The 25,218-nt window shown below is 68.0% G+C and carries 15 protein-coding genes, 1 tRNA gene and 3 pseudogenes; 7 read left to right on the top strand and 12 right to left on the bottom strand.

The features are described 5' to 3' along the window. Positions 1 to 107: 107 nt before the first annotated feature. From OG393_RS21615 to OG393_RS21605, 3 genes are all read right to left on the bottom strand, one after another. A complete protein-coding gene (locus OG393_RS21615; protein ID WP_327376323.1) occupies positions 108 to 560 on the bottom strand; it encodes a single-stranded DNA-binding protein in 453 nt (150 codons plus the stop codon). Between the two features lie 354 nt (positions 561 to 914). Continuing rightward, a complete protein-coding gene (locus OG393_RS21610) occupies positions 915 to 2,711 on the bottom strand; it encodes a GTPase (protein ID WP_327376322.1) in 1,797 nt (598 codons plus the stop codon). A gap of 6 nt (positions 2,712 to 2,717) precedes the next feature. Continuing rightward, on the bottom strand, positions 2,718 to 4,355 hold the full coding sequence (locus tag OG393_RS21605) for a dynamin family protein (RefSeq protein WP_327378504.1): 1,638 nt from the start codon (positions 4,353 to 4,355) through the stop codon (positions 2,718 to 2,720). A 303-nt stretch (positions 4,356 to 4,658) separates the two neighbouring features. Here OG393_RS21605 and OG393_RS21600 point away from each other — a divergent pair. Further along, positions 4,659 to 4,731 (top strand) — tRNA-Arg (locus tag OG393_RS21600). 189 nt (positions 4,732 to 4,920) lie between these two features. Here the strand turns inward: OG393_RS21600 and OG393_RS21595 are convergent. After that, a complete protein-coding gene (locus OG393_RS21595) occupies positions 4,921 to 5,184 on the bottom strand; it encodes a DUF317 domain-containing protein (protein ID WP_442817341.1) in 264 nt (87 codons plus the stop codon). Between the two features lie 70 nt (positions 5,185 to 5,254). On the opposite strand from OG393_RS21595, the gene OG393_RS21590 reads away from it, so the two are divergent. Next, positions 5,255 to 5,590 carry a hypothetical protein gene (locus OG393_RS21590; protein WP_327376321.1) on the top strand — a complete coding sequence of 112 codons (336 nt, stop codon included), beginning with the start codon at positions 5,255 to 5,257 and terminating at the stop codon, positions 5,588 to 5,590. Between the two features lie 18 nt (positions 5,591 to 5,608). Here OG393_RS21590 and OG393_RS21585 read toward each other — a convergent pair whose 3' ends face one another. Together OG393_RS21585 and OG393_RS21580 are read right to left on the bottom strand one after the other, a co-directional pair. Continuing rightward, positions 5,609 to 5,800, bottom strand: coding sequence for a hypothetical protein (locus tag OG393_RS21585; protein ID WP_327376320.1), 192 nt, complete (start codon positions 5,798 to 5,800; stop codon positions 5,609 to 5,611). A 167-nt stretch (positions 5,801 to 5,967) separates the two neighbouring features. Then, positions 5,968 to 6,725 (bottom strand): annotated as a pseudogene (locus OG393_RS21580) (transposase family protein). A gap of 115 nt (positions 6,726 to 6,840) precedes the next feature. On the opposite strand from OG393_RS21580, the gene OG393_RS21575 reads away from it, so the two are divergent. From OG393_RS21575 to OG393_RS21560, 4 genes are all read left to right on the top strand, one after another. Next, a complete protein-coding gene (locus tag OG393_RS21575) occupies positions 6,841 to 7,143 on the top strand; it encodes a hypothetical protein (RefSeq protein WP_327376319.1) in 303 nt (100 codons plus the stop codon). A 585-nt stretch (positions 7,144 to 7,728) separates the two neighbouring features. Continuing rightward, on the top strand, positions 7,729 to 17,997 hold the full coding sequence (locus OG393_RS21570; RefSeq protein WP_327376318.1) for a LamG-like jellyroll fold domain-containing protein: 10,269 nt from the start codon (positions 7,729 to 7,731) through the stop codon (positions 17,995 to 17,997). 9 nt (positions 17,998 to 18,006) lie between these two features. After that, the gene (locus tag OG393_RS21565; RefSeq protein ID WP_327376317.1) at positions 18,007 to 18,534 is read left to right on the top strand and encodes an SMI1/KNR4 family protein; all 528 of its coding nucleotides are present in this window, start codon (positions 18,007 to 18,009) and stop codon (positions 18,532 to 18,534) included. Positions 18,535 to 18,626: 92 nt separating this feature from the next. Continuing rightward, positions 18,627 to 19,416 (top strand): IS5 family transposase gene (locus OG393_RS21560; protein ID WP_442817428.1). Its coding sequence is split into 2 segments (ribosomal slippage): positions 18,627 to 18,796 and positions 18,795 to 19,416, totalling 792 coding nucleotides; the frame shifts between segments, so codons are not numbered across the junction. A 266-nt stretch (positions 19,417 to 19,682) separates the two neighbouring features. On the opposite strand, the gene OG393_RS21555 is transcribed toward OG393_RS21560, so the two are convergent. From OG393_RS21555 to OG393_RS21540, 4 genes and pseudogenes are all read right to left on the bottom strand, one after another. Next, positions 19,683 to 21,059: an IS1380 family transposase gene (locus OG393_RS21555; RefSeq protein ID WP_327373609.1), complete on the bottom strand. Its 1,377-nt coding sequence runs from the start codon at positions 21,057 to 21,059 to the stop codon at positions 19,683 to 19,685. 247 nt (positions 21,060 to 21,306) lie between these two features. Continuing rightward, a pseudogene (locus OG393_RS21550) lies at positions 21,307 to 22,291 on the bottom strand (IS5 family transposase). A 76-nt stretch (positions 22,292 to 22,367) separates the two neighbouring features. Further along, positions 22,368 to 22,724 carry a hypothetical protein gene (locus OG393_RS21545; RefSeq protein WP_327376315.1) on the bottom strand — a complete coding sequence of 119 codons (357 nt, stop codon included), beginning with the start codon at positions 22,722 to 22,724 and terminating at the stop codon, positions 22,368 to 22,370. A 100-nt stretch (positions 22,725 to 22,824) separates the two neighbouring features. Further along, on the bottom strand, positions 22,825 to 23,070 hold the full coding sequence (locus OG393_RS21540; protein ID WP_327376314.1) for a hypothetical protein: 246 nt from the start codon (positions 23,068 to 23,070) through the stop codon (positions 22,825 to 22,827). Positions 23,071 to 23,446: 376 nt separating this feature from the next. On the opposite strand from OG393_RS21540, the pseudogene OG393_RS21535 reads away from it, so the two are divergent. Further along, positions 23,447 to 24,111, top strand: a pseudogene (locus OG393_RS21535) (exonuclease domain-containing protein); the annotation flags it as partial. A gap of 123 nt (positions 24,112 to 24,234) precedes the next feature. Here the strand turns inward: OG393_RS21535 and OG393_RS21530 are convergent. Beyond that, positions 24,235 to 24,504, bottom strand: a complete 270-nt coding sequence (locus OG393_RS21530) for a DUF6213 family protein (protein ID WP_327376313.1) — start codon at positions 24,502 to 24,504, stop codon at positions 24,235 to 24,237. Then, positions 24,501 to 24,983 (bottom strand): universal stress protein, encoded by a 483-nt coding sequence (locus OG393_RS21525; protein WP_327376312.1) that lies wholly within the window; start codon positions 24,981 to 24,983, stop codon positions 24,501 to 24,503. The genes OG393_RS21530 and OG393_RS21525 overlap by 4 nt, the downstream gene beginning before the upstream one ends. Positions 24,984 to 25,218: the final 235 nt, after the last annotated feature.

Raw genomic sequence — 25,218 nt, 5'->3', positions numbered from 1 at the left:
CCCTCATGCGGTCTGATAACCATTCCGACTCATAATCGTTATCGGAACGGCCTCCGCGACGAGGAAATCGTTGTCACCGTGTCGATAAATCCCCCGTCAGCTGTGCCTCAGGGAACGGCTTCCAGGTCCTTGCGCGTCTGTTCGGCCGGTGTCGCCGCGACGGCGGACGCGCGCTTCTTGCCCTCCCTGACACGCGGTTCGGCCGCCGCCGCCCGCCGGAACGCAGCCGTACCGCGCGTCAGGTCGTGCCCTGCGGCCACCGCCTCCACGTCCACGAACACACGTCGCTGCCCGTCGCGCTCCTCCTCACGCACCTTCAGCCGCCCGTGCACGACCAGGGGTTCGCCGACCGATACGGAGGCCGCGAGATTGGCACCGAGGGTGCGCCAGGCGCAGACCGTGTAGAAGCTGGTGGGGCCGTCCGACCAGGCGGCACGCTCGCGGTCCCAGCGACGCGCGGTCACGGCGAAGCGGAACCGGGCCATCCCTCCCGCCACCGTGTCGCGGTACTCGACCGCCGTCGCCACGTTCCCGACGAGCGTGACCGTCGTCTCGTTCATGCTTCCTGCCCCTCCCCTGCCGTCCTGGGCCCTGTTGCCCCACGGCCGTCTCCATGCTGGCCCGGCCGCGCGGAATCCGCCGTCGGCTGTGGAGGGCAGCACCCTTGGGGGAAAGTCCGCCACTCCCGCGGGGGATGGACTCCCGGGTGAACTCCTCGACAGGAAGAAGGAAGCCATACCGGGCGACGGGAGGGACCGCCGGGACGGGCGTCCCGGGAACGCGTCACGGGTGCCGCAACCGCGCGGAGCCCCGCCCCGGTCGCTTCGGCCGCCTCAGAGCCTGTCGGGTGGCCTCTGACCGGGCGGTCACGCCCTGGCACGCGCGCCGCCGGCCGAAGACCACCCGACAGGCTCTCAGCGCAGGCGCGCGCCCGGCCGTGTCGGCCCCAGCCGCGCGCCACCGCCCGCGATCCGGGCACCCGAACGGGTACCCGACACCGTCACGTACTGCTCCCGCACCTCCCGGTAGCGCATCAGTTCCGCCGAGATCGGGTCGAGGACCCGGGCCCGCCCGCAGGCGGTCGCCGCCTCCCGCAGCGTGCGCTCGGCCTCCTGCCCGTACCGCCGCGCGGGGCCCTTCACGGCCGCGGCGCACGCCCACTCCAGCAGTGGTCCGCCGACGATGCCGGCGACCATGACGAGCACGGGCGGCAGCAGCCCCGGTTCCACGACGCCGACGATCTGACCGACCAGCCACAGCGCGCCGAAGACCTGCAGGAGTGTCATCAGCACCTGGACCAGGACGGCCGCCGGCCACCAGGCGGGCCGGGCCGGTCGCGCGGCCGGGTCCCCGATCCGCGTCGTCAGTTCGTCCAGCGCCTCGGGAAGCCCTTGCGCCCCGCGCGCCGCCGCCTCACGGACCGCCTGGGCCCAGGGCGCCGGCAGGCCGCACGTGGCCTCGTCGGCGACTACCCGTACCGCCTGCTCCACACGCTGACGTGCGGTCAGTTCGTCCTCGGCGGGGGCTGCGGGGGGCGGGGCGGACGTGCCGTGCTCGCGGACCCGCTCGTACCAGCGGTAGAGGCGTAGCCAGGGGGTGCCGCAGGCGCGGATGGCGTTGCGGCGCCAGACGCGTTCGGCGGCCTCGCCGGTGGCGGAGGCGCCGACGGCGACGGCGAGCCGCGCCGCGAAGTCGTCCCGGGAACGCTCGCCCAGACCGGTCGGGCCGTCGGAGACGTACACCGGGCGGAGCCGGGCCGCCGCCGCGTCGACATCGGCCGACAGACGCCGGGCGGGCGCGGCCCGCTCCTGGACGAAGTCCCCGAGAATCCGTCGCAGCTCGCCGACCCCCTCGCCTGTGAGGGCGGAGAGGGCGAGGACGGTGGCGCCGGGCTCGCCGTGCTCGCCGAGTGCCATGCCGTCCTCGTCGAGGAGACGACGCAGGTCGTCGAGGACCAGGTCGGTGGCCTCGGTGCCGAGCCGGTCGATCTGATTGAGGACGACGAAGGTGACCTCGGCATGGCCGGCGAGCGGCCGGAGGTAGCGTTCGTGCAGGGCCGCGTCGGCGTACTTCTCCGGGTCGACGACCCAGATGACGGCGTCGACCAGACCGAGGACCCGGTCCACCTGGTCGCGGTGCGCGGTGGCGGCCGAGTCGTGGTCGGGCAGGTCGATCAGGACGAGCCCCTGGAGGTCCTCGTCGCCGGCTCCGCCCGCGAGCGGCCGGCGACGCAGCCGCCCGGGGACGGCGAGCCGGTCGAGGAGACCGGCGGAGCCCTCCGACCAGCTGAGCGCGAGGGGTGCGGAGGTGGTGGGGCGGCGCGGTCCGGTCTCGGAGACCGGCACGCCCGCGAGGGCGTTGAAGAGGGTGGACTTGCCGCTGCCGGTGGCGCCCGCGACGGCGACGACGGTGTGGTGCGAGGAGAGCCGCTGACGTGCCGTCGCCTCGTCTAGCACGCGACCGGCCTCGGCGAGGGTGTCGCCCTCCAGCCGGGTGCGGGAAAGACCCACGAGTTCGTGGAGGGCGTCGAGCCGCGTGCGCAGGGGACCGCCGTACGCCCCGCCGATCGCGGGCATGCTGTCCTGCGACGTGTCCGTTTCCCGGGCCTCGTCAGGGGACGGGGGGTGCCGTTCCGCCCGCTCGGCTGCCCGTCGAGCGATCAGTCCGTCGTCCCAGCGGTCCTCGCGGTCGTCCACCGTGCTGCTGCTCACCGGTCCTCACTTCTCCTTCTGCAGTACCGAGAGCGCGGCGATCAGCGCCGCCTGCGGCTCGGGGGTCACATCGAGGGATTCCAGCGGGGCGAGACGCAGGTCGCGTTCGGTGTGCAGGGCGCCGTCGACGCACGTCGTGACGAGTTCGCCCCCCTTGTCACGCAGCCGCAGGGCGCTCTGCGCGCCCAGCAGTTCGGCGAGCCGTTCCCCGGCGCTGCGGGTGCGCCGGCCGCCGAGGAGGGCGGCGGCCAGCAGAGCGGCGACGGTGTCGGCGTCGGGGGCGGCGGCGCGGGCCGGCGTACGGGAGGGGGTGGCGGCGCGGTCGGTGGCGCCCAGTTCCTCCTCCACCAGTTCCTCGAGGACGCGGCGCCAGCGCCGGACCGTGATGCCGATCCGTTCGCCCGCTTCGCGGCCCGGCGTCACGGGGCCGGGCCCACCGGTGTGGGTGCCGAGGGCTCCGGCGGCCGGTTCGCGCCGCCAGGTCTCCCGTACCCGCTCCTCGGCGGCGGCGACCGCGCACTGCACGAGGGCGCCCAGGGACTCGACGAGCGAGTCGAGGAGTTCGGCGGCGGAGCTGTCGCGGGGGTATCCGCGCCAGCGGGTACGGGCGTCGCCGGCGAGGACGGCGCCGCGGCGCAACTGCTGCCGGACCCGCTCGCCCTGTTCCGCGTAGGCGGTCTCGACCGCGCCACCGAGCCGTACGGCGGCGGCGTACTGGGCGGCGACCGCGCCGGCGAGCTCGGGCATCCGGGAGTCGAGGGAGTCGATCACGCCGGCGGCGGTGCGTCCGACGGCCTGCTGGCGGGCGGCGGGGTCCAGTGCGCGATGGGCGAGCCAGGCCCGCAGCGGGGCGACGGCGTTGTCGGGCAGCAGTCCGCTGCCGCCTCCGGCCGACTCGGGCAGCTCGGGGATGGTGAACCGGGGCACCTCCCCGAGACCGGCCTTGTCCAGGAGGGCCGAGTACTGGCGGGACACTTCGCCGACGACCTGGTGGGGCACCCGGTCCAGGACGGTGACGAGGCAGGCGTCGTACTCCTTCGCGGTGCGCAGCAGATGCCAGGGGACGGCGTCGGCGTACCGGGAGGCGGTCGTGACCATCACCCAGATGTCGGCGGCGCACATCAGCTCGGCGGCGAGCAGCCGGTTCTCGACGACGAGGGAGTCGATGTCGGGCGCGTCGAGCAGCGCGAGGCCGGGCGGGAGGCCGGAGGACGTCTCGACGCGCAGCGCGTTGTCCTCCGGGGGCTCGTCTCCCGCCTGGTCGTCCTCCTGTTGGGGCAGCCAGACGCGGGTGAGCTGGGGCAGGACGCGCAGTCCGGCGAACCAGTGGTGGTCGTCGGGGTGGCAGACGAGCACGGGTGTGCGGGTGGTCGGGCGCAGCACGCCGGCTTCGCTGACGCGGCGCCCCACCAGGGAGTTGACGAGCGTGGACTTCCCCGCGCCGGTGGATCCGCCGACGACGGCGAGGAGGGGGGCGTCGGGGTCCCTGAGGCGGGGGACGAGGTAGTCGTCGAGCTGGGCGAGGAGCTCGACACGGGTCTGCCGGGCGCGCGGCGCCCCCGGCAGGGGGAGAGGTAGACGCACGGCGGCGACACAGTCGCGCAGGGCGGAGAGTGCGTCGATCAGCTGAGGCCGTTCGTCCAAGGTCACCACATGCGAAGAATGCCCAATTTTGGAGTCTTTTTGAAGCGTATAGCGGTCCTACGCGCCGACCGAACAACTGATGACGCGCGCCTCAGGCATAACGAGTGCACAACACCCGGGCCGAGTGGCGCAAAAAGCGCTGCGAGAATCGCACCTGCCTGCGATTATCGTTCCGCTTCACCGAACCTCCACATCGTGCCACGCAGGTGAAGCAACCGGGCCAGGGCGAGCGGACCCCTATCCTTGACCCGGCAAGGCCACCGCCCGCCCACCAGGGGGCTCCGGCCGCCCGGCCACCAACCGGCCCCCGTAGCTCAGCGGATAGAGCAGGTGCCTTCTAAGCACTTGGCCGCAGGTTCGAGTCCTGCCGGGGGCGCACGAGCGAAGACCCTCCTTCCGGAGGGTCTTTTTGCTGGTCAGGGGTGGTTTTCAGTCGGGGGTGAGGGTGCCGGGGAGAAAGCGTCGGATGGCTGGATCCGTCCGGCTGAAACCGGTCAGAGGCGGCCTCTGGCGGCTGGTTTTCCCGAAAACTTCCCGAAGTTTGGGCCTACCCGCAGCCCATGCCTCAGTCCGACCGGCGGGCTCTCCTGCGTCGATCAAGCCCCGGCCGGACGAAGGTGAGCCACCCCTCCGCACCGGCCGGCAGGGTGGAGCGGGGCACGGGGTGGGGCGAGGCGACCGAAGAAGCGAAGATCGCAACCAAGTCGTGCGGCACGCTGGCGCTGAAGCTGGCGCACCACAGGTACGGATCCCCGACGACAGGCTCAGCCCACGCCCGCCAGCCGAGTCGGCCGGGCCGTGGATCGGCATCACGGAGGAGCGGCGCCACCTCCTCCAGGAATCTACGGGGACAGGCCGATGGCAGGGCATTACAGTCCAAGAGCAGGAGAGGGGGCCTGATGGCGCTGAACAAGAAGGGTTCTCGGCGGATCACAGTCGACGGGGCCGCCTACCGCTGGCGGATCCGCCGGAAGCCGTCCTACATGCAAGGACTGTGCTGGACGCCTTTGGCCTACGCCGTCGAACTGGCCGACGAAGACCGCCCGGGCAGCACGTTGGTTGTCATCACTGGCCAACCACACCCCAGTAACTGGCTGGGCGTTGAAGCGGAGCCCGTCAGGCCGGATCATGTTGCCGCCAGCATCAAAGAGGCGCTGGCGCAGGGCTGGGAGCCTGCCGGGTCCGGCTCCCCCTTCCTGCTTGACCAGTCGGCGACTTTCGTCCCGTCGCCTTGATCGTCAGACGGCCTGGGGCTAGAGCCCTGAAACAGCTTGCCGGTGCGAGAGGGTGATTCGACGCCGGACCGTGTCGATGTCAAGGATCTTGACCAGTAGGGCGTCCCCCACCTGAATGCCGAGCTGCGGGTCTTCCAGGAGGATGTCGATCTCAAAGGCGTTGATCATGAATGCGCGCTCGGCGGCGGAGAGGTCTTCTGGGGCGTTCACGCCGAGATCGTCGCACGGCTGATGCCGGTGCCACGGGCCCGTCCGTTGACGGAGACAATCGGCACCGTCGGTGCATGGATTCCACCCCCGCGTCGCTCGGTCACGCAGCAGCCTGGTCGAAGCTGCTGGAGACGTACCGTCCTCGGTCCACTGAGCGTTCTCCAACCTCACGCTGATGCGTGGTGAAGGACGAGGACGGCCTTCACCACGTCGGTGATGCGGTTGGTGCTGCAGCGGAGCTTCCGCAGGAGGCGCCAGCCCTTGAGGGTGGCCATGGCCTGCTCGCCGAGGCAGCGGATCTTGGCATGGGTGGTGTTGTGGCGGCGCTTCCATCGCTTGAGGCGACGGCCGCGAAACGGTACCCGGACGGGTCCGCCGGCGCCTTGATACGCCTTGTCGGCCCAGCATTTGAGTCCTGCTTCGGTGAGGGCTTCGATGATGCCGTGCTGTCGTGCGGCGGTGAGGTCGTGAGTCGATCCGGGCAGCGCCGGCGAGGCCCAGAGCAACCGTCCGAACGGGTCGGTGAGGACCTGGACGTTCATGCCATGGCGCTTGTGCTTCCCCGAGTAGTAGGGGGTGTCAGCGGCGATGCGGTCGATCGGCGGCAGAGTGTGCCGTCGAGGATGACGAACGCCTTCGTCCGGATCGTCCTCATCGCCTCGGCCAGGGACGGGGCCAGAGCGGCCAGGATGTCGACGGCCTCGCGTATGTAGCGGAAGGCGGTCGCGATCCCGATGCCGAAACCGGCCGCGAGTTGGGCGTAGGTGTCACCGCACCGCAGGTGGGCCAGGGCCAGCAGAGCCTGTCGCGAGGCGGGAAGCCGCCGCCACCGCGTGCCGATCTCCTGCCGTCTGGCGGTCAGCCGCCCGGTCAGGAACCGCAAGGTGCGGCTGGACAGATCGATCGAAGACGGATAGACAAGCACGCGAAGCTCCTGGCAGACACGGGTGATCTTGGTCGAGAACCCGTCTACCAGGAGCTTCGTCGTTGCGCAGGACTGTCCAGCTCGCGGTCAACGAAACCAGCTTGGAAAAGGCTCATTGAACTCTGCTGACCTGTACGCGCTGAAGAGGCACATCGACCATTCACTTGCCGTGTCCGAACAGGCTGATGACGGGCAGTACATCGTGCTGCGGACAGACAAGCTTGCGACTCAACTGGACATCTCGGACGATGCCGTCGGCGCGATCGGCGCCGCTTTGGAGAGCCGTCATCTCGCCGCGCGCATCGCCCGGGACGCCAACCCTGAAGTACTCGCGGAAGCGTTCTCCGCACTGGTCAGGATCGGTGAGCTGCGATCCGCCATCACCGAGCTGCAAGAACACCTGCCCAGCCCAGGCTGACCAGCAAACTTCCCGTCCCGACGACAGAGCCACCCGACCCCCGAGCAGTGGAACCCGGCGCCCACCCGACGCGACAGTCGGGTCACCGGCCTGCTCACAACCCGCCCCGGAAGGCGGAAGAGCCCGCCGACTCCGTCGACGGACCCTCACGCAAGATCGAGGTTGGTTTCTTTCATCCTGCTATGCGAAGTGACGTTCTTCACCTGGCGGTCGCAGAGAGAGCGCGGATCTTGCTTATCTCATCGGTATGTCGATCTACTGATGGTTCTTGATCGTGCTCTGAGGGGGGCCTCCGTGCGTTTCGTGCGGCCTGTTTCCATTGCTGTTGCTTTCGTCATGGCTTCTTTGGCCGGTGCGGAGGGGGCGGTAGCCGTGCAGGCGTCTTTCGGGCCGTTCGCGGCAGCGGCGGTGGATGCGCCCGGTCAGCCGTGGGGTTCCGCGGAGGGGCTGTCGTCCAAAGCGCCGGCGGATACCTCGGCGGCTGCGGCCGGTGGGAAGAGGGAGCATGTCCCTGTCCGTGGGGAACTGCCCCTGGAGAGCGGAGAGTCCGCGGTGGCGAGCCCTGCCGGCGAGACCATTCCGGATGTGACCACCGCTCCCGCGTCCATCAAGGTGGCGGAGCCGAAGGGCTTCGACCTGAAGACGAGTCGTGAGCTCCCCGCCGAGCGGGACCGGAAGTCCAAGACGTTCCAGAACACCGACGGCACTCTCACCACCCGTTTCTACGACGAGCCGGTCAATTTTCAGGACGCCGCGGGAAACTGGAAGCCGATCGACACCACCCTCAGGGAACGTGCGAGGGATGGCCGTCTCGGTCGCTCAGTGAGCGGCTCTGAGGGGGGCTGGAAGATCACGTCAGGCGAGGTCGAGACCGCATTCGCCGGCTTCGCGGACGGTGCACCGCTTGTCTCCCTCAAGACAGGCGCCGACACATCGGTGGGATTCTCCATCCGGAACGCCATGCATGTGCCGGGCAAGGCGGACGCCAGCGCGGTCACCTACGAGGAGGTCCGGCCCGACGCCGATCTTCGTTTCGTCGCCGGTGGAACGTCCGTGAAGGAAGTCATCACGCTCAACAGCGTTGACGCCCCGACGGAATGGGTGTTTCCCCTCCATACGCAAGGGTTGAAGGCGCAGCTCGAGACCACCGGCGTTGTGACGTTCAAGGATGCTGCCGGAAAGGTCCACGCCACGATCCCGGCCGGGTGGATGGAGGATGCGAACCTCGCACCGAACTCCAATGAGGGCGAGTTCTCCGACGGTGTCCGCTATGAACTGGTGGACATCACCGGTGGGCAGGCGTTGAAGGTCTCGTTGGACACCGATTGGTTGCACGACTCCGGTCGAGTTTTCCCGGTGAAGGTCGACCCCTCGGTTGTATCGGCGACTTCCTTCGAAGCCAGCTCGGGCACCTACGTGGAATCGCCCTACAACACGAACTTCTCGAGCCGTGCGGAGCTGAAGGTCGGCACCTACGACAAGGGCGCTCACAAGGCGGCGTCCTTCCTCCACTTCGGTGGCGTCGAGTCCACGCTGAAGAACGCCTGGGTCCTCGACACCCGACTGACCCTGTACAACAGCTGGTCGTACTCGTGCACGGCCCGGCCGGTCACGGTGCATCCGATTACATCGAACTGGTCCGAGTCCACGACCACTACCTATCCAGGTCCTTCAACCGGCTCCGCTTTGGCATCCAAGTCGTTCGCACACGGCTGGCACGCCTCCGGATCGAGTTCCTACCCGTGCGGGGGGCCTGCGTGGGAGTCAATCAACCTCGGTTCGGCGGGACGGCAACTGGTCGACGACTGGACGCATGGCCGGAAGAAGAACTACGGCCTGGCGGTGAAGGCCTCGACGACGGACTCCTACGGGTGGAAGAACTTCTACTCCGACGACTCAAGCGGAAAGCCGACGCTTGACGTGACGTGGACCAAGTACGGTGCTACGTACAAGATGGGCGAGTTCGTCACTCCTATCACAGCCACCGCCGAAGGCTCCTTCCGCGTCACGGTGACCAACCGCGGGCAGCAGACCTGGCCGAAAGGCGGCAATTTCACCCTGCGCTACCTGCTGTACGACGGTGCCGGTAAGCAGATCACAGACACGTCGAAGATTCGCTGGTCTGCGATGCCTGCCGACGTAGTACCCGGCGCGAGCGTGACGGTTGACGCAAGGATTGCGCCGCTCACTCCTGGTGACTACACGCTGTTGTGGACCATGAACGACAACGGCATCGCCACGTTCAGTGGTGCCGGTGTGCCCCCGGTCGGTATCAAGGTCTCAGCCGCCAATCTTGTGCCTCAGCTGATCCGCATCGCGCCGCCCGGCGGAACCGTCACCAACACTCTCACCCCCACCCTGTGGGCTTCCGCCACGGATCGCGACCGGTACCCGAAGGCGCTGCAGTACCAGTTCGAGGTGTGTGAGGTCGAAGGGAAGGACACACGGAAGAACTGCAAGACGGGCCCCCGAGTGTCCTCCCAGCAGTGGGCTGTCACCAGCGGTTGGCTCTCCTGGTCGAAGACCTACGCCTGGTACGCCTACGCCTACGACGGCGGCGCCACCTCTGTGCGTCCTGGCCCATCCCTGCTCACCACCCAAGTGCCTCAGCCGGCGATCACCGGTCAGCTGGGCGCCTCGGACACCACGGACGAGTTCGACGACCGTTCGGGCAACTACTCCACGGCAGCCACCGACGCCGCCGTGCCGACAATAGGCCCGGAGCTGTCGGTGACCCGTTCCTACAACTCCATGGACCGGCGGCGGAAGAGTGCTTTCGGTGCTGGCTGGTCCACGCGCTGGGACATGCGGGCGGTGGAGGAGAGCGCGGGCAGTGTGGTGATCACGCTCGCGGCCGGTACCCAGGTTCGGTTCGGCAGGAACACGGATGGCAGTTATGCGGCCCCGTCCGGTTCGCTTGGCAAGCTGAAGGCGCAGAGCGGCGGTGGTTGGACTCTGCGGGACGGTTCCGGTGCCTTGTACACGTTCAGTACCGCGGGCCTGCTGACGAAGATCACCGATGGCCACGGCCGGGTACAGCAGCTGACCTACTCCAACGGCCAGCTGACGGAGGCCAAGGACGTGCTGTCGGGCCGCGCCCTGACGTTCACCTGGTCGAACGGCCATGTGGCAACGGCCGCGACGAACCCCGTTGCTGGTGCGGGTACGGGCCTGACGTGGACCTACACCTACAGTGGCGACCGCCTGGTGAAGGTCTGCTCCCCTTCTTCCACGACCGCCTGCACCGTCTACACCTATGAGGACGGAAGCCTGTACCGCAGTACGGTGCTGGACGCTGGCCCGTCGGCATACTGGCGGCTGAACGAGGCGAATGGCGAGGCCGCCGAGAGCGAGGTCATCTCCGGCACCGGCGTGAACCAGGCCTTCTACCGGGAGGTGACCCGCGAAGCGGCCGGGGTGCTGGCCGGCACCGGGAACAAGGCGGCTTCCTTCGACGGAACCACGTCGCATCTGGCCCTTCCGGACGACGCGCTGGGCTCCTCCCCGTTCGCGTCGGTAGAAATGTGGTTCAAGACCACCAAGCCCGGTGTGCTGATGTCCCAGTCGAATGAGCGGATGGAGGATGTCGACGGCGTCAGCCACGCCACACCCCTGCTGTACGTCGGTACGGACGGCAAGCTCCGCGGCCAGTTCCACTACCCCGGCACCTCCTGGACGCCGATGACGTCCACCGGCGCCGTCAACGACGACGCTTGGCACCACTTGGTGCTGGCGGGCGCCGGTACCGCGCAGACCCTGTACCTCGACGGCACGGCCATCGGCTCGAAGACCGGTGCGATCGACCACTTGGACCAGCGCTACACCTACATAGGCATGGGCTGGACCAGCGTCCCATGGGAGGGCATCGACAAGACGGACCAGTTCGGCCACTTCAGCGGCCTGATCGACGAGGTCGCCGTCTACGGCCACACCCTCGACGCCGGCACCGCCGCCGAGCACTACGCGGCCAAGGCCGCCTCCTCGCGCATCACCAAGGTCACCCTGCCGTCGGGACGCGTCGACTCCCAGGTCGCCTACGACTCCGACACCGAGCGCGTCACCGAGGTCACGGACTCCAACAACGGCACCTGGAAGATTTCCGCCCCCGCCTTCTCGGCCGGCTCCAGCGTCTACCGCGACACCGTCCTCGCATCGGGCCCGAACGCCTACTGGCGACTGGGCGACCGCCGCGGCACCATCGCCACCAGCGCACTTCCCGAGGGCTCGGACGGAATCTACGGCGACAACATCGCGCTCGGCACCTACGGCGCGTTCGCCGACGGCGACGACACCGCCGCCGGGTTCAACGGCGACTCCCACATCCAGCTTGAAGAAGGGTCCCTGAGCGGCACCACCCTCTCTGCGGAGCTGTGGTTCCGCACCGACAGGTCCGGCATCCTGCTAGCCGAGTCCAACGCCGACCTTAGCGAGAACCAGATACCCACCCATTCCACCCCGCTGCTGTACGTCGGCACGGACGGCAAGCTCCACGGCCAGTTCTACTCGGCGACCACCAACTGGATCCCGCCGCTGTCCAAGAACACCGTCACCGACAGCCGATGGCACCACGCCGTACTCGTCGGAGACGTCGACACCTCCTCCCTCTACATCGACGGCGCCCTCGCCGGCTCCGTGACGGGCACCATCACCCACCTGGACCAGACCCGGATCTTCCTCGGCAAGAACTGCTGTGGCACCCGCTGGGCATCCGTCGACCCCGACGACAAGTGGGGCTATCTCACCGGCGCCATCGACGAAGTCGCCTTCTACCCCAAGGCCCTCACGGTCGCCGAGATCAAGGCGCACTACCAGGCCCGCACCGGCATGGTCGCCGGTGACGGCCCCCACTACCGCGGCGCCGTCACCGCCGACGCGCCGGCCGGCTACTGGCGCCTGGACGAGAAGAACGGCACCACGGCCCACAGCGTGGCTGCCGCACAGGACGGCACCGGCTCCTACACCAACGCCGCCCTCAACACCGACGGCGTCTTCGGCGCCGGCGACAACACCGCCATCGCCCTGTCCGGTAACGGCTATGCCGAGATACCCGGCGGCATCCTGCACGAATCCACCGACCTCGCCGTCGAGTTGTGGTTCAAGACCACCAAACCCGGTGTCCTCATAGGCGACCAGGCCAACCCCATCGGCGGCACTACCGCCTCCGGCAGCTACACCCCTCTCCTCTACGTGGGCACCGACGGCAAACTCAACGGAAAGTTCTACTCACCCGGCCTGGGTACGGCGAAGGTCGCCTCCGCCGAGAATGTCAACGACGACACGTGGCACCACGCCGTGGTCACCGCCACCGGCACCGACCAGACCCTCTACCTGGACGGCGTGAAGTCCGCCACTTTGACCGGCGCGGTCAGCCACCAGTCCAACACCCACACCTACATCGGCGCCGGCTTCGCCAAGAACTGGCCCGCCGCCCCCGCAGAGGTGTCCTACTTCACCGGCCAGATCGACGAAGTCGCCATCTACCAGCACAGCCTCACCGCCGAACAGGTCGCCGGGCACTACCGCTCACGCGAGCGCTCCAGCACCTCCGCACTGGCCATGACGGTCACCGTCACCGGTCCCAAGGGCGCCACCAGCAGCACCACCTACGATCCCCTGCGCGGCCAGCGCCGCACCCAGTCCACCGACGCGGAGGGCGGCGTCACCACCTATGCGTACGACACCGGCGGCTTCCTCCACACCGTCACCGACCCCAACGGCCACTCCACCGTCACCGGCCACGACACCCACGGCAACACCGTCTCCCGCACCACCTGCCGGGACGCTGACTCCTGCTGGACCTCCTACGCCGAGTACTACAACAACACCGACGACCCGCTCGACCCCCGCAACGGCAAGCAGACCGTCACCCGTGACGCCCGCTCCGCCAACCCGGGCGACAACCGCTACAAGACCACCGTCACCTACACCGACAAGGGCCTGACGGACACCGTCACCCTCGCCGACGGGCGCAAGGCACTCACCACCTACACCACCGGCAGCGAGAGCCCCGTCGGCGGCGGCACCACACCGCCCGGCCTGGTCAAGACCACCCTGACTCCGGGTGGCGCAACCACGTCGTACGCCTACTTCGCCAACGGCGACCTCGCCAAGACCACCGCGCCCTCCGGCCTGGTGACCTCCTTCGCCTACGACGGCATCGGCCGCAAGACCTCCGAAAAGCAGACCTCGGGCACCTTCCCCGACGGCGTCACCACCGCCTTCGGCTACGACGGCATGTCCCGCGTCGTCACCGAGACTGGCAGTGCGGTGAAGAACGAGATCACCGACAGCATCCACACGGCACAGATCAGCAGGACCTTCGACCCGGACGGCAAGGTCCTCACCGAGACCGCCCAGGACCTCACCGGCGGGGACATCGCACGCACGACGAGCCACCACTACGACACATTCGGCCGCCAGGACCGCGTCACCGACGCGGAAGGACACAGCACGACCTTCACCTATGACGAGCTCGGCCGCCTGACGACCGAGACAGACACCCTGGGCAACACCCTCGTCCACACCTACACACCGCGCGGCCAGAAGCACCAGACGATCCTGAAGGACTGGACCGGCGACCCCTCCGGCCAGACCCGCGACCTGGTACTCGAATCCCACGCCTATGACCCGGCAGGCCGCCTCTCGTCCACCACCGACGCCATGGGTGCCACCGTCGAGTACGGCTACTACGACGACAACCTCGCCGCCACCACGACCGCCAAGCAGGTCACCCAGGCCGACGGCACCCATCACGACATCGTCCTGGAACGCAACACCTACGACGGTGCCGGCAACATCACCCGCACCGTCACCGGCAACGGCAAGACCCGCCTTGACTACACCCTCGACGCCACCGCCCGCGTCACCCAGAGCGTCCTCGACCCCGACGACCTCGCCCGCACGACCACGTTCGACTTCGACAACGACGACCACGTCACCAGCCAGACCCGCACCGTCGGCCTGAGCGGCGCCACCGTCACCACGACAACCGCGTACGACGCCGCGGGCAACCCCACCCGCACCACCGTCTCCGACACCACCGGCACCCTGCGCACCACCACCAACACCTTCGACCAGCGTGGCCTGCTCACATCGACCGTCAGCGGACGAGGCAACACCACCGGCGCCAACCCCGGCGCATACACCACCGACTACCGCTACGACGCCCTCGGGGGCCTCGTCGAAACCAAGGCCCCCGCCGTCCAGACCGAGCAGAACGGCGCCACACCCACCACCACACGCCCCACCACACGTGCCGGCTACAACACCTTCGGCGAGCTCACCCACACCCGCGACCCCCGCAACGCCGTGACCGGCACCATCGTCGACAAGCTCGGCCGCGCCACGGACATGATCCTCCCCACCTACACCCCGCCGGGCACCAGCCAGCCGCTCACCGCCGTCATCCACACCACCTACGACGCACTTGGCCGAACCGAATCCGTGACCGACCCCCTGGGCCGCACCACCCGCTTCGGCTACGACCAGCTCGGCAACGTCACCCACCAGACCGACCCCGCACCGGGCACCACCACGACCGGTTTCTCCGAGCCCAGCCCCTTCACCACCACCCAGACCAACCTCGACGGCGGCGGAATCACCCGCTACACCTGGACCCCGACCGGACTGCAACTCTCCGCCACCACCCCGACCGGTGCACGCACCGAGGCCACCTACGACGAACTCGGCCGCCAGCTCACCGCCACCACTATCGAGCGCTATCCCACGCTGCAGAACCTGACCACCCGCTACACCTGGGACGACGCCAGCAACCAGACCGCCTCCACCACCCCTGCGGGCCGCACCACCACCTCCGTCTACAACGCGGCCGGTGAACCCACCACGGTCACCGCCCCGGCCCCCGGCGGCACCACCCGCCTCTACTACGACAAACTCGGCCGCCACTACCTGACCTACGACGCCACCAACCGCAAGACCCAGACCGTCTACGACGGCCTAGGCAACGTCATCGAGGTCAGGGACTACGGCACCGGCACCACCGTCCTGCGCTCCGCCAAGGCGGCCTTCGACGCCGATGGCAACCAGATCACCGCAGACGGACCGGCCGGCAGCCACACCAACTACACCTACGACGCACTGGGGCAGCTCACCGGACAGAGCGAGAAGACCTCCAGCACCGACCAGATCACTACCACCTTCGGCTACGACGCCACCGGCAACCGCACTCGCTTCACCGACGGTCGCGGCAACACCACCACCTACACCTTCAACGCCTGGGGCCTACCCGAATCCACCATCGAACCCACCACCCCCCAGCACCCGAACCTCACCGACCGCACCTGGACCACCACCTACGACGCCGCCGGCCAGCCCGTCACCGAACAACTCCCCGGCAATGTCAAGCGCCACCGCACCTACGACGCCTTGGGCAACCTCACCGCCGAGACCGGCACAGGAGCCGCCACCACCGAACCCCGCAGCCTCGGCTACGACCTGGACGGACGCCTCACCAGCGTCGCCACCAGCAGCACAGCCGCCGCTAACAGTTACGCCTACAACGACCGTGGCCAGCTCTTGCACGCCCAAGGCCCCTCCGGCGAGACGCGCTACATCTACGACAACGACGGCGCCATGACTGAGCGCTCCACGCCGCAGAACACCACCGAGTACGGCTATGACGGCGCGGGCCGTCTGGACTGGCTGTGGAACGAGATGACCGGCGCTGACATCTGGTACACGTGGGACGCCGCCGGTCGCCCGACCACACAGAGATTCTTGGTCCAGAAGGAGAGCTCCGGGGAGTGGGCTGAGTCGGCGCGACGCACCTACAGTTACGACAGCCTGGGCCGCCTCGCCGACGACACCGTCACCACCCCGGACGGCGTCACCGAGATCATCTCCACGGTCTACGGCTACGACCTAGACGACCGTCTCACCTCCAAGGAGACAGCAGGCACGGCGGGAGCGGGCAAGAACACCTACACCTACGACCTCGCCGGTCGACTGGCCTCCTGGACCAAGGGCGACTCCACCACCGCATACGCCTGGGACGCGGCCGGCAACCGCGTACGCGCAGGCACCACGACAGCCTCCTACGACGAGCGCAACCGCCTCCTCGACGACGGCCACGCGACATACAACTACACACCCCGCGGCACCCTTGCCACCATCCGGACAGGCATTAACACACGAGCCCTCGCATTCGACGCCTTCGAACGCAAGGTGAGCGACGGCCCGAGCACCTACACATACGACTCCCTGGACCGCGTCGAGACCCACGGCCCGACCGCCTTCCACTACGACGGCGGCTCCAACAACCTGCTCAACGACGGCACTTCCGAGTACAGCCGCACCCCAGGCGGGGCCCTGCTGGCCTCAAACGACGGCACCACTGCCCAGTGGACCGTCACCGACCAACACACCGACCTGATCGCCAGCCTCAACTCCGAAGGCACCACCGTCCATGCCTCCCGCGCCTACGACCCCTTCGGCAAGACCACCGCAAGCAACGGCACCAACCCATCCATCGGCTACCAGTCCGGCTGGAACGACACCACGACCGGCGACGTCAACATGGCAGCCCGCTGGTACCAACCCGACACCGGCGACTTCACCAGCCGCGACACCTGGCAACTCGACCCCACCCCATCAGGACAAGCCAACCGCTACGTATACGCCGAAGGAGATCCCCTCAACGTCACCGACCCCACAGGACACAACGGTGTGTGCAGGTGCGGTGGATGGCGGGCAGGAGGATTCGACGCCATGCCCCGAGTCGCCCCTCGGGGTCGTCCTTCGACGACCCCGAGGACACGCCCGAATCCGCGTACCGGAGGCCAGATCCGCAGCCGGACATTCGACGCCTGCAACAGATTCCGCTGCGGGAAGTTCAAGAACACGCGGCCTTCGGCGAAGCCGAAGCGGGTAAACGGAAACACGACGCCTGCCAATCGTGGATGTGTGACCTTCGGGAATTGCCGTACCGCTGGGAAGGCTAAACTTCCGACCAACGGCCGCGGAAAGGTGCCATCTGCAGGCCGTGGAAATGGTTCGAGTACGAGGCAAGGGCGACCCACGCCGGACACCGGGCCAAATAGAGGCACCCCTAAGGAATATCCGAGGCCGACCGTGTCGCGCCCGAAGCCGAAGCCTCAGATTAACGAGGCTAGAATTCAGGAGCAGTCGCGGGAGAACGCGCAGCATGTCAATGCGACCATTGGCCAGGCCGTCGTCGATGCGATGGACCCTCTCTCGCCTGGGGATGCTGAAGGCCTAGAGGTTCTGCAGGGGCTGTTCCCGGAACAGGACCTGGATCCTGACCGGGGATTCGGTGGATCAGACACCGATGAGAGCAGAAAACGGACCAAGAACTCATGTCAGCGCGACTATGCGTCCACTGATCCGTCCTACTTTTATGCGCCGATGGCTCGTTTCGGCCCTGAGGCAGGGGAATGTCGGGCCACTGGAGCCATCGCATGGATCACCAGTGGTGACATTCGCACTGGACTGGTCAGAAGGAATCCGAAATGGAAACCTGCCGGGTTCGAAGAAATTGCGCAAGCCACGCGGGGGACTGTTCCGGGTCGCGTCCACAATGCAGCGGCTCTTCATTTGATTGCCGACAACCTTGGTGGAGCCCGGGATACCCTAAGGAACTTCGTCGCTGGGTATCAGACGCCCGCAAACACTCCCGACATGCGGAAGATTGAGTATGCTGTGGAGCGAGCCGCGACCAGTGACGAGTCCGTTCTCTATGGTGTGGTGCCCATCTACGGGGACAGTGCCAGGCCGGCGATTCCTACAGAGTTGCTGATCCGAGCTGTTGGACGTAAGGGGTTTCGTTTGGATTGCACGGTATCTAACACCGCTGCTGGCGGGGTTGTTTGTAGGTGAGGAGTAAGAGTGGGCCTGGAAAGATTCGCTGAATTCATCGGGCCGCCCGAGCTGAATTCAGACATCTCGTCGGACTGGCTGGAGTTTGAGGGAGAGAGGGGCTTCTCTCTCCCTAGGGACTACAAGGAATTCGTCTCGGCGTACGGCCCCTGCGAGATATATGGCGATCTCTACGTTTCGCACCCACGGGGTTCGGTTCTCAATCTTGGGGGGTTCGTCGATCGGGTTTCTCGTGAATTCAACTCAATTAGATTGGATTTTCCCGAAAAGTACCCGTATTCAATATTTCCGGAGCCGGGTGGACTTTTCCCGATTGCAGAAACCATGGCCGGCACTCAGATCAATATCCTGCCTGCGGGGGAGGGACCTGACGACTGGGTCACTGTAGTCAATTGGCAGGGGTGGTGGTCGGAATATTCGTTCGGCTTTACCGAGTTTCTGCTTGGTGCATTGAGTGGCGACTCCGGTATCCCTCTCTTTGAGGATGGTTTCAGGGATGGTTCGGTCCTGCCGTACGTGCTGCACGAAGTCCTTTAGAGCTCGTAACACGATCTTGCTGAAGAGTCCTGGTCGGCCGTGACCGGTGTGACGATTCGGCCGTTCGGGATGGTGTGACTACCCGGCCGTGGATCGTGGACGATGACCTGTGGGCTCTGATCGAGCCGCTGCTGCCGCCCTGGCCCGAGCGGTCGCCGGGGCCACGGCCGGGGCCGGACCGGCTGTGCCTGCAGGGCATCCTGTACGTGCCGCACAACGACATCGCCTGGCAACTGCTGCCGCTGGAGATCGGTTCGGCTCGGGCAGACGTGCCGGCGGCGACTGGACCGCTGGCAGAAGGCCGGGGTCTTCGACCGGCTGCACCGGATCCTGCTCGCCGAGCTGAACGCGGCCGGCGAGCTGGACTGGTCCAGGGCATGCGTGGACGGCTCTCACGTCCGCGCGAAAAAGGGGGGAGCCGACACCGGTCCGTCGCCGGTCGACCGGCGCAAGACGGGCAGCAAGCACCACCTGATCTGCGACGGACGCGGCACCCCGTTCAAGGTCATCACGACCGCGGCCAACGTCAACGACGTCACCCAGACCCTCGCCCTGGTCGACGGCATCCCGCCCGTCGCCGGACGCCCCGGCCGGCCCCGCAGGCGTCCCGAAGCCCTGCTCGGCGACAAGGGCTACAACTCCGACCCCAACCGCCGTGCACTGCGCAAGCGCCGGACCCTGCCGGTGATCTCCCGCAGGGGTGCCCCGAACATCGAGGGCCTGGGCAAGCTCCGCTATGTGGTGGAGCAGACCTTCGCCCTGCTCCACCAGTTCAAACGCCTCGCTGTCCGCTGGGAACGTCGCACCGAACTCCACGACGCCTTCGTCTCCCTGGCCTGCAGCCTCATCTGCTGGAGACGTCTCAAGAAGCACGACTCATGATCGTGTTACGAGCCCTTAGCATCGCGCTTTCATGAAGTGGACTGTCCGGCAGTCGGTCACACAAACAGAAAGGGCCTCTGACCGGCGAGAACGAGGATTGTCTAGCCTCGAAGTTTCGTGACGGTCCGCCGACGGAGTCGGTGGACCGTTTTCGTGCCGTGGGTGAAGGCTGCGCAGGCCCGGGGCCCGAGTGTCGCCTCGGGGTGGCGCCGGGTTCCACTGCTCCGGGTGTTGAGTTGCTGTCGTAGGGACGGGGAATTGGCTGGTCAGCCAGGGGCGGGCAGTTGGGTGAGCCGGTCGAGGGCTGCGGTGATGTGGCTGGTCCAGGGCCAGTGGCGGGCCAGGCGGAGGATCCGCCGACGGCCGGTGGCCACGAGTTGTCCGGCCGTGGTGAACAGGCGGAGCCGCAGTCGGCGGGGTTCCCAGAGCCTGGCCTTGCCGGTCAGGGCGAGCATCGGCATCCAGGCCAGCAGGTCGAGAGCAATCTGCACGATCTCCAGCCAGATCCGGTTCTGAGCCGTGCGGTGCAGGGGCAGGTTGCGCAGGCCGGTGGCTCGGGCGGCGCGGATGCGGTCCTCGGCCCGGGCCCGCAGCCGGTGACGCAGCTCGAGCTCGGCGATCGGCCGGCCCAAAGTGTTGGTGGCGAAGCAGGTCAGCCGCATGCCGTCCGCATCAGTGAGCCGCAACTGGGCCCCGGGGTGCGGTCGTTCCTTGCGGACGATCAGCCGCATGCCCTCCGGCCAGCCGTCCAGGACATCGCCGGTGAGTTCGGCGACCCAAGCGCCGTCACGGATCTCGCCGTCGGCCTCGACGGCCGGCGTCCAGGCCGACGCCGGAACCTTCAGCACGTGCTGGTGGATCGCCTCGGTGATCACCATGCCGACCGAGTAGGACAGCCACCGTCCCCGCCGGGCGAGCCAGGACACGAAGTCATGGGTGCCGCCCGCGGAGTCGGTGCGGATCAGGGTCCGTCGCCCGCGCCGGTACTTCTTCGGCAGCTGAGACAGGGCCAGTTGGGCGGCGATGATGTGGTCGGCGGCAGTGTTCGATCCCGCGTTCCCCGGTCTGAGCAGGGCTGCCACCGGCTCACCCGTGCCGCCCGGCCCGTGGTCGACGAACCCCATCAGCGGGTGGTGGCCGTAGGTTCGTTTCCACGTCGGTGCGGCGTCTTCCTTGTCCGAGTGCGCGATCACCAGCACCCCGTCGAGATCAACAGTCACCATCCCGTCGGCATCAGGCGCTTCCCGGCCAGCCAACCACCAGACGTGTCGGCGGACTTCGGCCCGCGCGGCACGGATGGCCCGCAGGGCCTTCTCTCCAGAGGCTGCGAGGGTGTCAACGAGGCGGGAGACCGTCGGGTCGGAGGCCACCGGCCCGAACACGGCCGGCTCGGCCCGCAGCATGCCGACATCCGCGAGGCAGTCCCCGCCCAGCGCGACCGCCAAGGCCACGTCCAGCAGGACCTTGCCCGGATCGTGCACTGCCCGAGCCTTCCGCCACGGCGTCAGCGCCGCTGATATCGCGGTGTCCAAGCCAGTCTTGCGGACGGTCTCGACCAGCAGCACGCCCCCGGCCTGCGACACCATCGCGCGGCCGCCGCCCTCGATGCGGACACGCGGATACGACCCGATACGCTTCTTCACCTGGAGAGTGCTTCTTTCCGTGCAGCCAACAGGACCCTAGACAAGTCCCATCGTTGCAGGTCAGGAGCACTCTCCGCTTATTTGATCAAGCCTCGGACATCCCACCTCGTGAAAGCGCGAGGCTAGGTCCTTGTTCCCACTGAATCCAGAGGCGCTTTCCAGGTGAAGAAGCCTACCGGCTCCTATCTCCATGTCCGCGTCCAGGGGGACGGCCGTGTGAGGTACTAGGTCCTGTCTGAAGTTCGGATCATGAGGGCGGTGTGATGCTGCGGAGCCAGAGCATCGCACCGCACAGGTGCAGTCCGGCTTCGTAGCTGGTTGGGGTCTTGTCGTAGCGGGTGGCGATGCCCCGCCAGTTTCGGAGACGGTTGATGCACCGCTCGACGGTGTTTCTCTCCTTGTAGAGCGCGGAGTCGTGGCTGACGGGGCGGCCTCCCTTGCGGCCTTTCTTCTTCCGGTTGGCGGCCTGGTCCTTCTTCTCCGGGATGACGGCCTTGATGTTGCGTTTGCGCAGGTGAGCACGGTTGCTGCGGGACGAGTACGCCTTGTCGCCGGCTATGGCGTCCGGCCGGGTCCTCGGGCGCCCGACCGGCCCGCGGACCTTCACCTTCTCCAGCACCGGGACGAACTGCGGACTGTCACCGCACTGCCCGGGCGTGAGCACGAACGCCAGCGGACGGCAGCGCCGGTCAGCCGCCAGATGAATCTTGCTGGTCAGCCCACCCCTCGAACGCCCCAGGTCAGCGGCGGTCAAGCGGATCCGGTACCGTCGGCGAACCCGGCGTCGCTCCTCGCGGGCGGGGTCCTCTTCCTGCCGGTCTTGCGGCTGTTGTCCTTCCACCAAACCCCTTTTCGGCCTCGACAGCCGCCTCCAGGGCTGCCAGCTGCTCCGGATCCAGGATCATCCCGGCGGCATGGTGGTGTGCCCGTGCTGTCGCCGAGTCCACGCTGACCAGCCCCAGGTCGACCTGGTCGCGGGCGGCAGCTTCCGCGATCACCATCTCCATCAGATTCTGGAAGATGCCCTGCTTCGCCCAGACCTGGAAGCGGTCGTAGGAACTCTGCCAGGGGCCGAACTCCTCCGGCAGGTCGCGCCACGGGCTGCCGGTCCGAAAGCGCCACATCGCCGCGTTGAAGTATTTCCGCAGGTCGGGGATAGGCCCGACCGCGGCGATCGGGAGATGGGGCTCAATCAGGGACCACTGCTCGTCGGTGAGATCGCCTCGCGCCATGGCCACTTGACTACCAAGGACACCCCGTCGCGCGCAGGCGATCCCACACATTCGTGATCTGGACTTCAGACAGGACCTAGACGGTCAGTGGCGACCGCTCGCGCATGTAGCTGATCACGACCTCCCCGACCGCCTTGGTGACCCCTCCCGCGATCAGTGCCTTGATGCCCCAGCCCACGACGGGAAACCACACCAGCGCGGCTTCCGACGCGCCACGCCCGGCCACGGCCCCACCGATGGCCGCACTGACCCCTTCGATGCTGAACGACTGCACCCGGTAGACCTTGGCGACGTCGTTCACCATCTTCATGTCCGCCATGCCGAGCACGAACGTGCTGCCCGGCACCCAGCTCACGGCCGTGGCCGCCGCGCACCAGCCGTGCACCATGTTCCGGGCCTTCCGGTCCGCTTCCTCGATCGTCTTCACTGCCATGAGACTCCAGTCCTTGCCATTGCCGCAGCCGTGCGGGCAGCACCAAGCCCGGCAGGGCCTGCGGCACGCGGTGAGTGGGAAAGTGGTGAAGCCCCGGACCTCAGAAGAGGTCGTCGTCCATGTCGTCCATGTCGTCCGTGTCGTCGACGTCGTTGGACGGGTCGTAGGCGGTGGAGTTGGACTCGTCGGAGTCGTCGTGGTCGGCCGTCGGGAAATCGGTGCCCGCGGCGGTGTCCGTGTCCATGGACGGGCCGGACTGCGCCTGAAAGGCGTCCTGGCGGTCGTAGAACTCCTCCGCGTCCGCGAGCGTCTTGTCGCTGAACGCCTGGTATTCGTCTGGCGTCATGCTGCCTGGATCGACCGACATGACCACCCCCCTTTGCTAGTGGCCCCCGCCGAGGCTCCGCTTGCCCCGGAGGAACTATCGGCACATCGTGTATGCCACCGGCCAGTGCCGGTCAAACTCCTCTTGATCGCGCTACATTGGGATACCTGTGGACACGACCGCCATTGAGGACTTGGCCGCAGGTTCGAGTCCTGCCGGGGGCGCTCCACGGCACAAGGACTCTTCTTCGGGAGGGTCTTTGTGCCAGAGGCGGTCTCCGCCGACCGTTCTACCCGAAAACGGCCCCGAGTTTGGGGACGGTCTCTCGGTAGGACCGCGGGGGGCAAATCGGCATTCGGGTTGAAGCCGGGATCGTGTCCGCATCATCCCTACTGTCATGCCCTTCGCCGCCGCGCTCGACGTGTCACACCTGCCCGACTACGCGAACGACCGGGCTCTGGTCGACGTCGAGACGTCCGGCCTCATCGCGCGGCGTGACCACGGCCTCTCGATCGCGGTGCTGACCTTCGGACCGGACGGGATCCAGACCGGCGAGTACTCCACCCTGCTGCCCAGGCTGCGACCCCGGCCCCATGCCCGTCCACGGCCTGACCGCGGAACGGCTGAGTGGCGCCCCGACCTTCGAGCAAGTAGCCGGACGGATCGCAGCGCTCCTGCAGGACCGCGTCATGGTGGCCCACAACGCACAGTTCGACTACGACTTCCTGGCCCATGAGTTCGCCCGCGCCCGGCCCTGTCTCCCCGTCACCCAGCGCCTGTGCACCCTGGCCCTGAACCGGCGTGAGGAACCGCCCGCCGCCGACCTGAGCCTGACGTCACTGGCCGCTCACTACGGCGTCCCGCGGACCAGCGCTCATGACGCGCTGCACGACACTCGCGTCCTCGCGGGGGATCTTCCGGTCTTCCCTCTCCGAAGCCGCACGGCTGGACGTCCCACTGCCGCTGGTGCCCTGTCCGCCCCGACAGGATCCGCAGTTCGCGCCGAATCCGCCGAAGACCCCGTGCGCCTGTCGGAACCCGGACCGTCCGGCGCCCGAGGGGGCGTATGCCGTCCACCATCAGCCCGCGCTTGTGCGGCTCCTCGTCGGAGTTCCGGCGCCCGGTGGCGGGACCGACCGGGAAACGCCTCCCCCGGCGCCCCGCTCCGTCGGCCCAGTGGCTCGCTCAGCCCCGTGGCGAACCGGGCTCGTCGCTGCGGCCGGCCTGTTCGTCTCCGGCCGGCATGAGCCCGATGCACTCCGCGTCGACCTTGTCCGCGAGCTGCGCCAGTGTGCCGGCGAGGACCAGGGTGGTCTCCGGGTCGAGTCCCGAGTCAGGTGTGCCGACGGCCTCGCGCCAGTCCGCCGCTATGTGCCGCAGGAGGCCGGTCACCTCGTCGGCGGGAAAGAGGAGGTGACCGTCCGAGACGAGGACGAACGGTGCCGTCGCGTTCATGATGAGCCTGCCTTCTCCGAGCCCGGAGCGTCACCTGCGGTCTCCGAGCGCACGATGACCACGGGGCAGGGCGCGTGCATGGCGCACTGCTGGCTGACCGATCCGAGAAGCAGGCTGGCGAAGCCGCCCCGTCCCCGACTGCCGACGACGAGCAGTTCGGCACCGGCCGCAGCTTCGATCAGCACCTTGGCCGGGTTGCCCCGGACCAGATGGTGCTCGACGGGTGGTACGTCGTCGCCCGGTGCGAGTACCGAGCCGAGTTCCTCGGTGAGGGCCTCACGGGCCTGTTCCTCGTCGAACGCGGCGTCCACGGCCGGCGCGGACCAGGCCGTCGCCCCGGGCACGTCGTAGATCCCCACCGCCGTCACGGTCGCCCCGGTCAGCCGCGCGTGCCGCAGCGCCCATCGCAGCGCCTCGCGCGACGCCGGTGAGCCGTCCACGCCCACGACCACTCGACGGGTGTCCTCGCTGGTGTTCATCGGGAATTCCCCTTCTCGCTCAGGTCACGCCGAAGCGGAGGCCGCGGCCGGGAGCGCCGGTTCCGGCGGTCGGCGCGCGCGGTCCCGGCGTGCCGCCGGTCGCCGGGCTTTCCCGGTTCCCGGGCCTCGTGTTTCGGGTCCTGGGTCCAGGTTCCGGCAGCGGCGCCCTCCGCACCGGCAAGGACATGCCGTACGGTCCGGTTTCCCGGTCCGCGTGTCGTCCGGTTTCCGGCTC

This window comes from Streptomyces sp. NBC_01216, assembly GCF_035994945.1.
In the GTDB taxonomy this organism is placed as follows: domain Bacteria; phylum Actinomycetota; class Actinomycetes; order Streptomycetales; family Streptomycetaceae; genus Streptomyces.
Note: the sequence above shows the minus strand (reverse complement) of the source record. Positions and strands in the feature narration are given on the sequence as shown.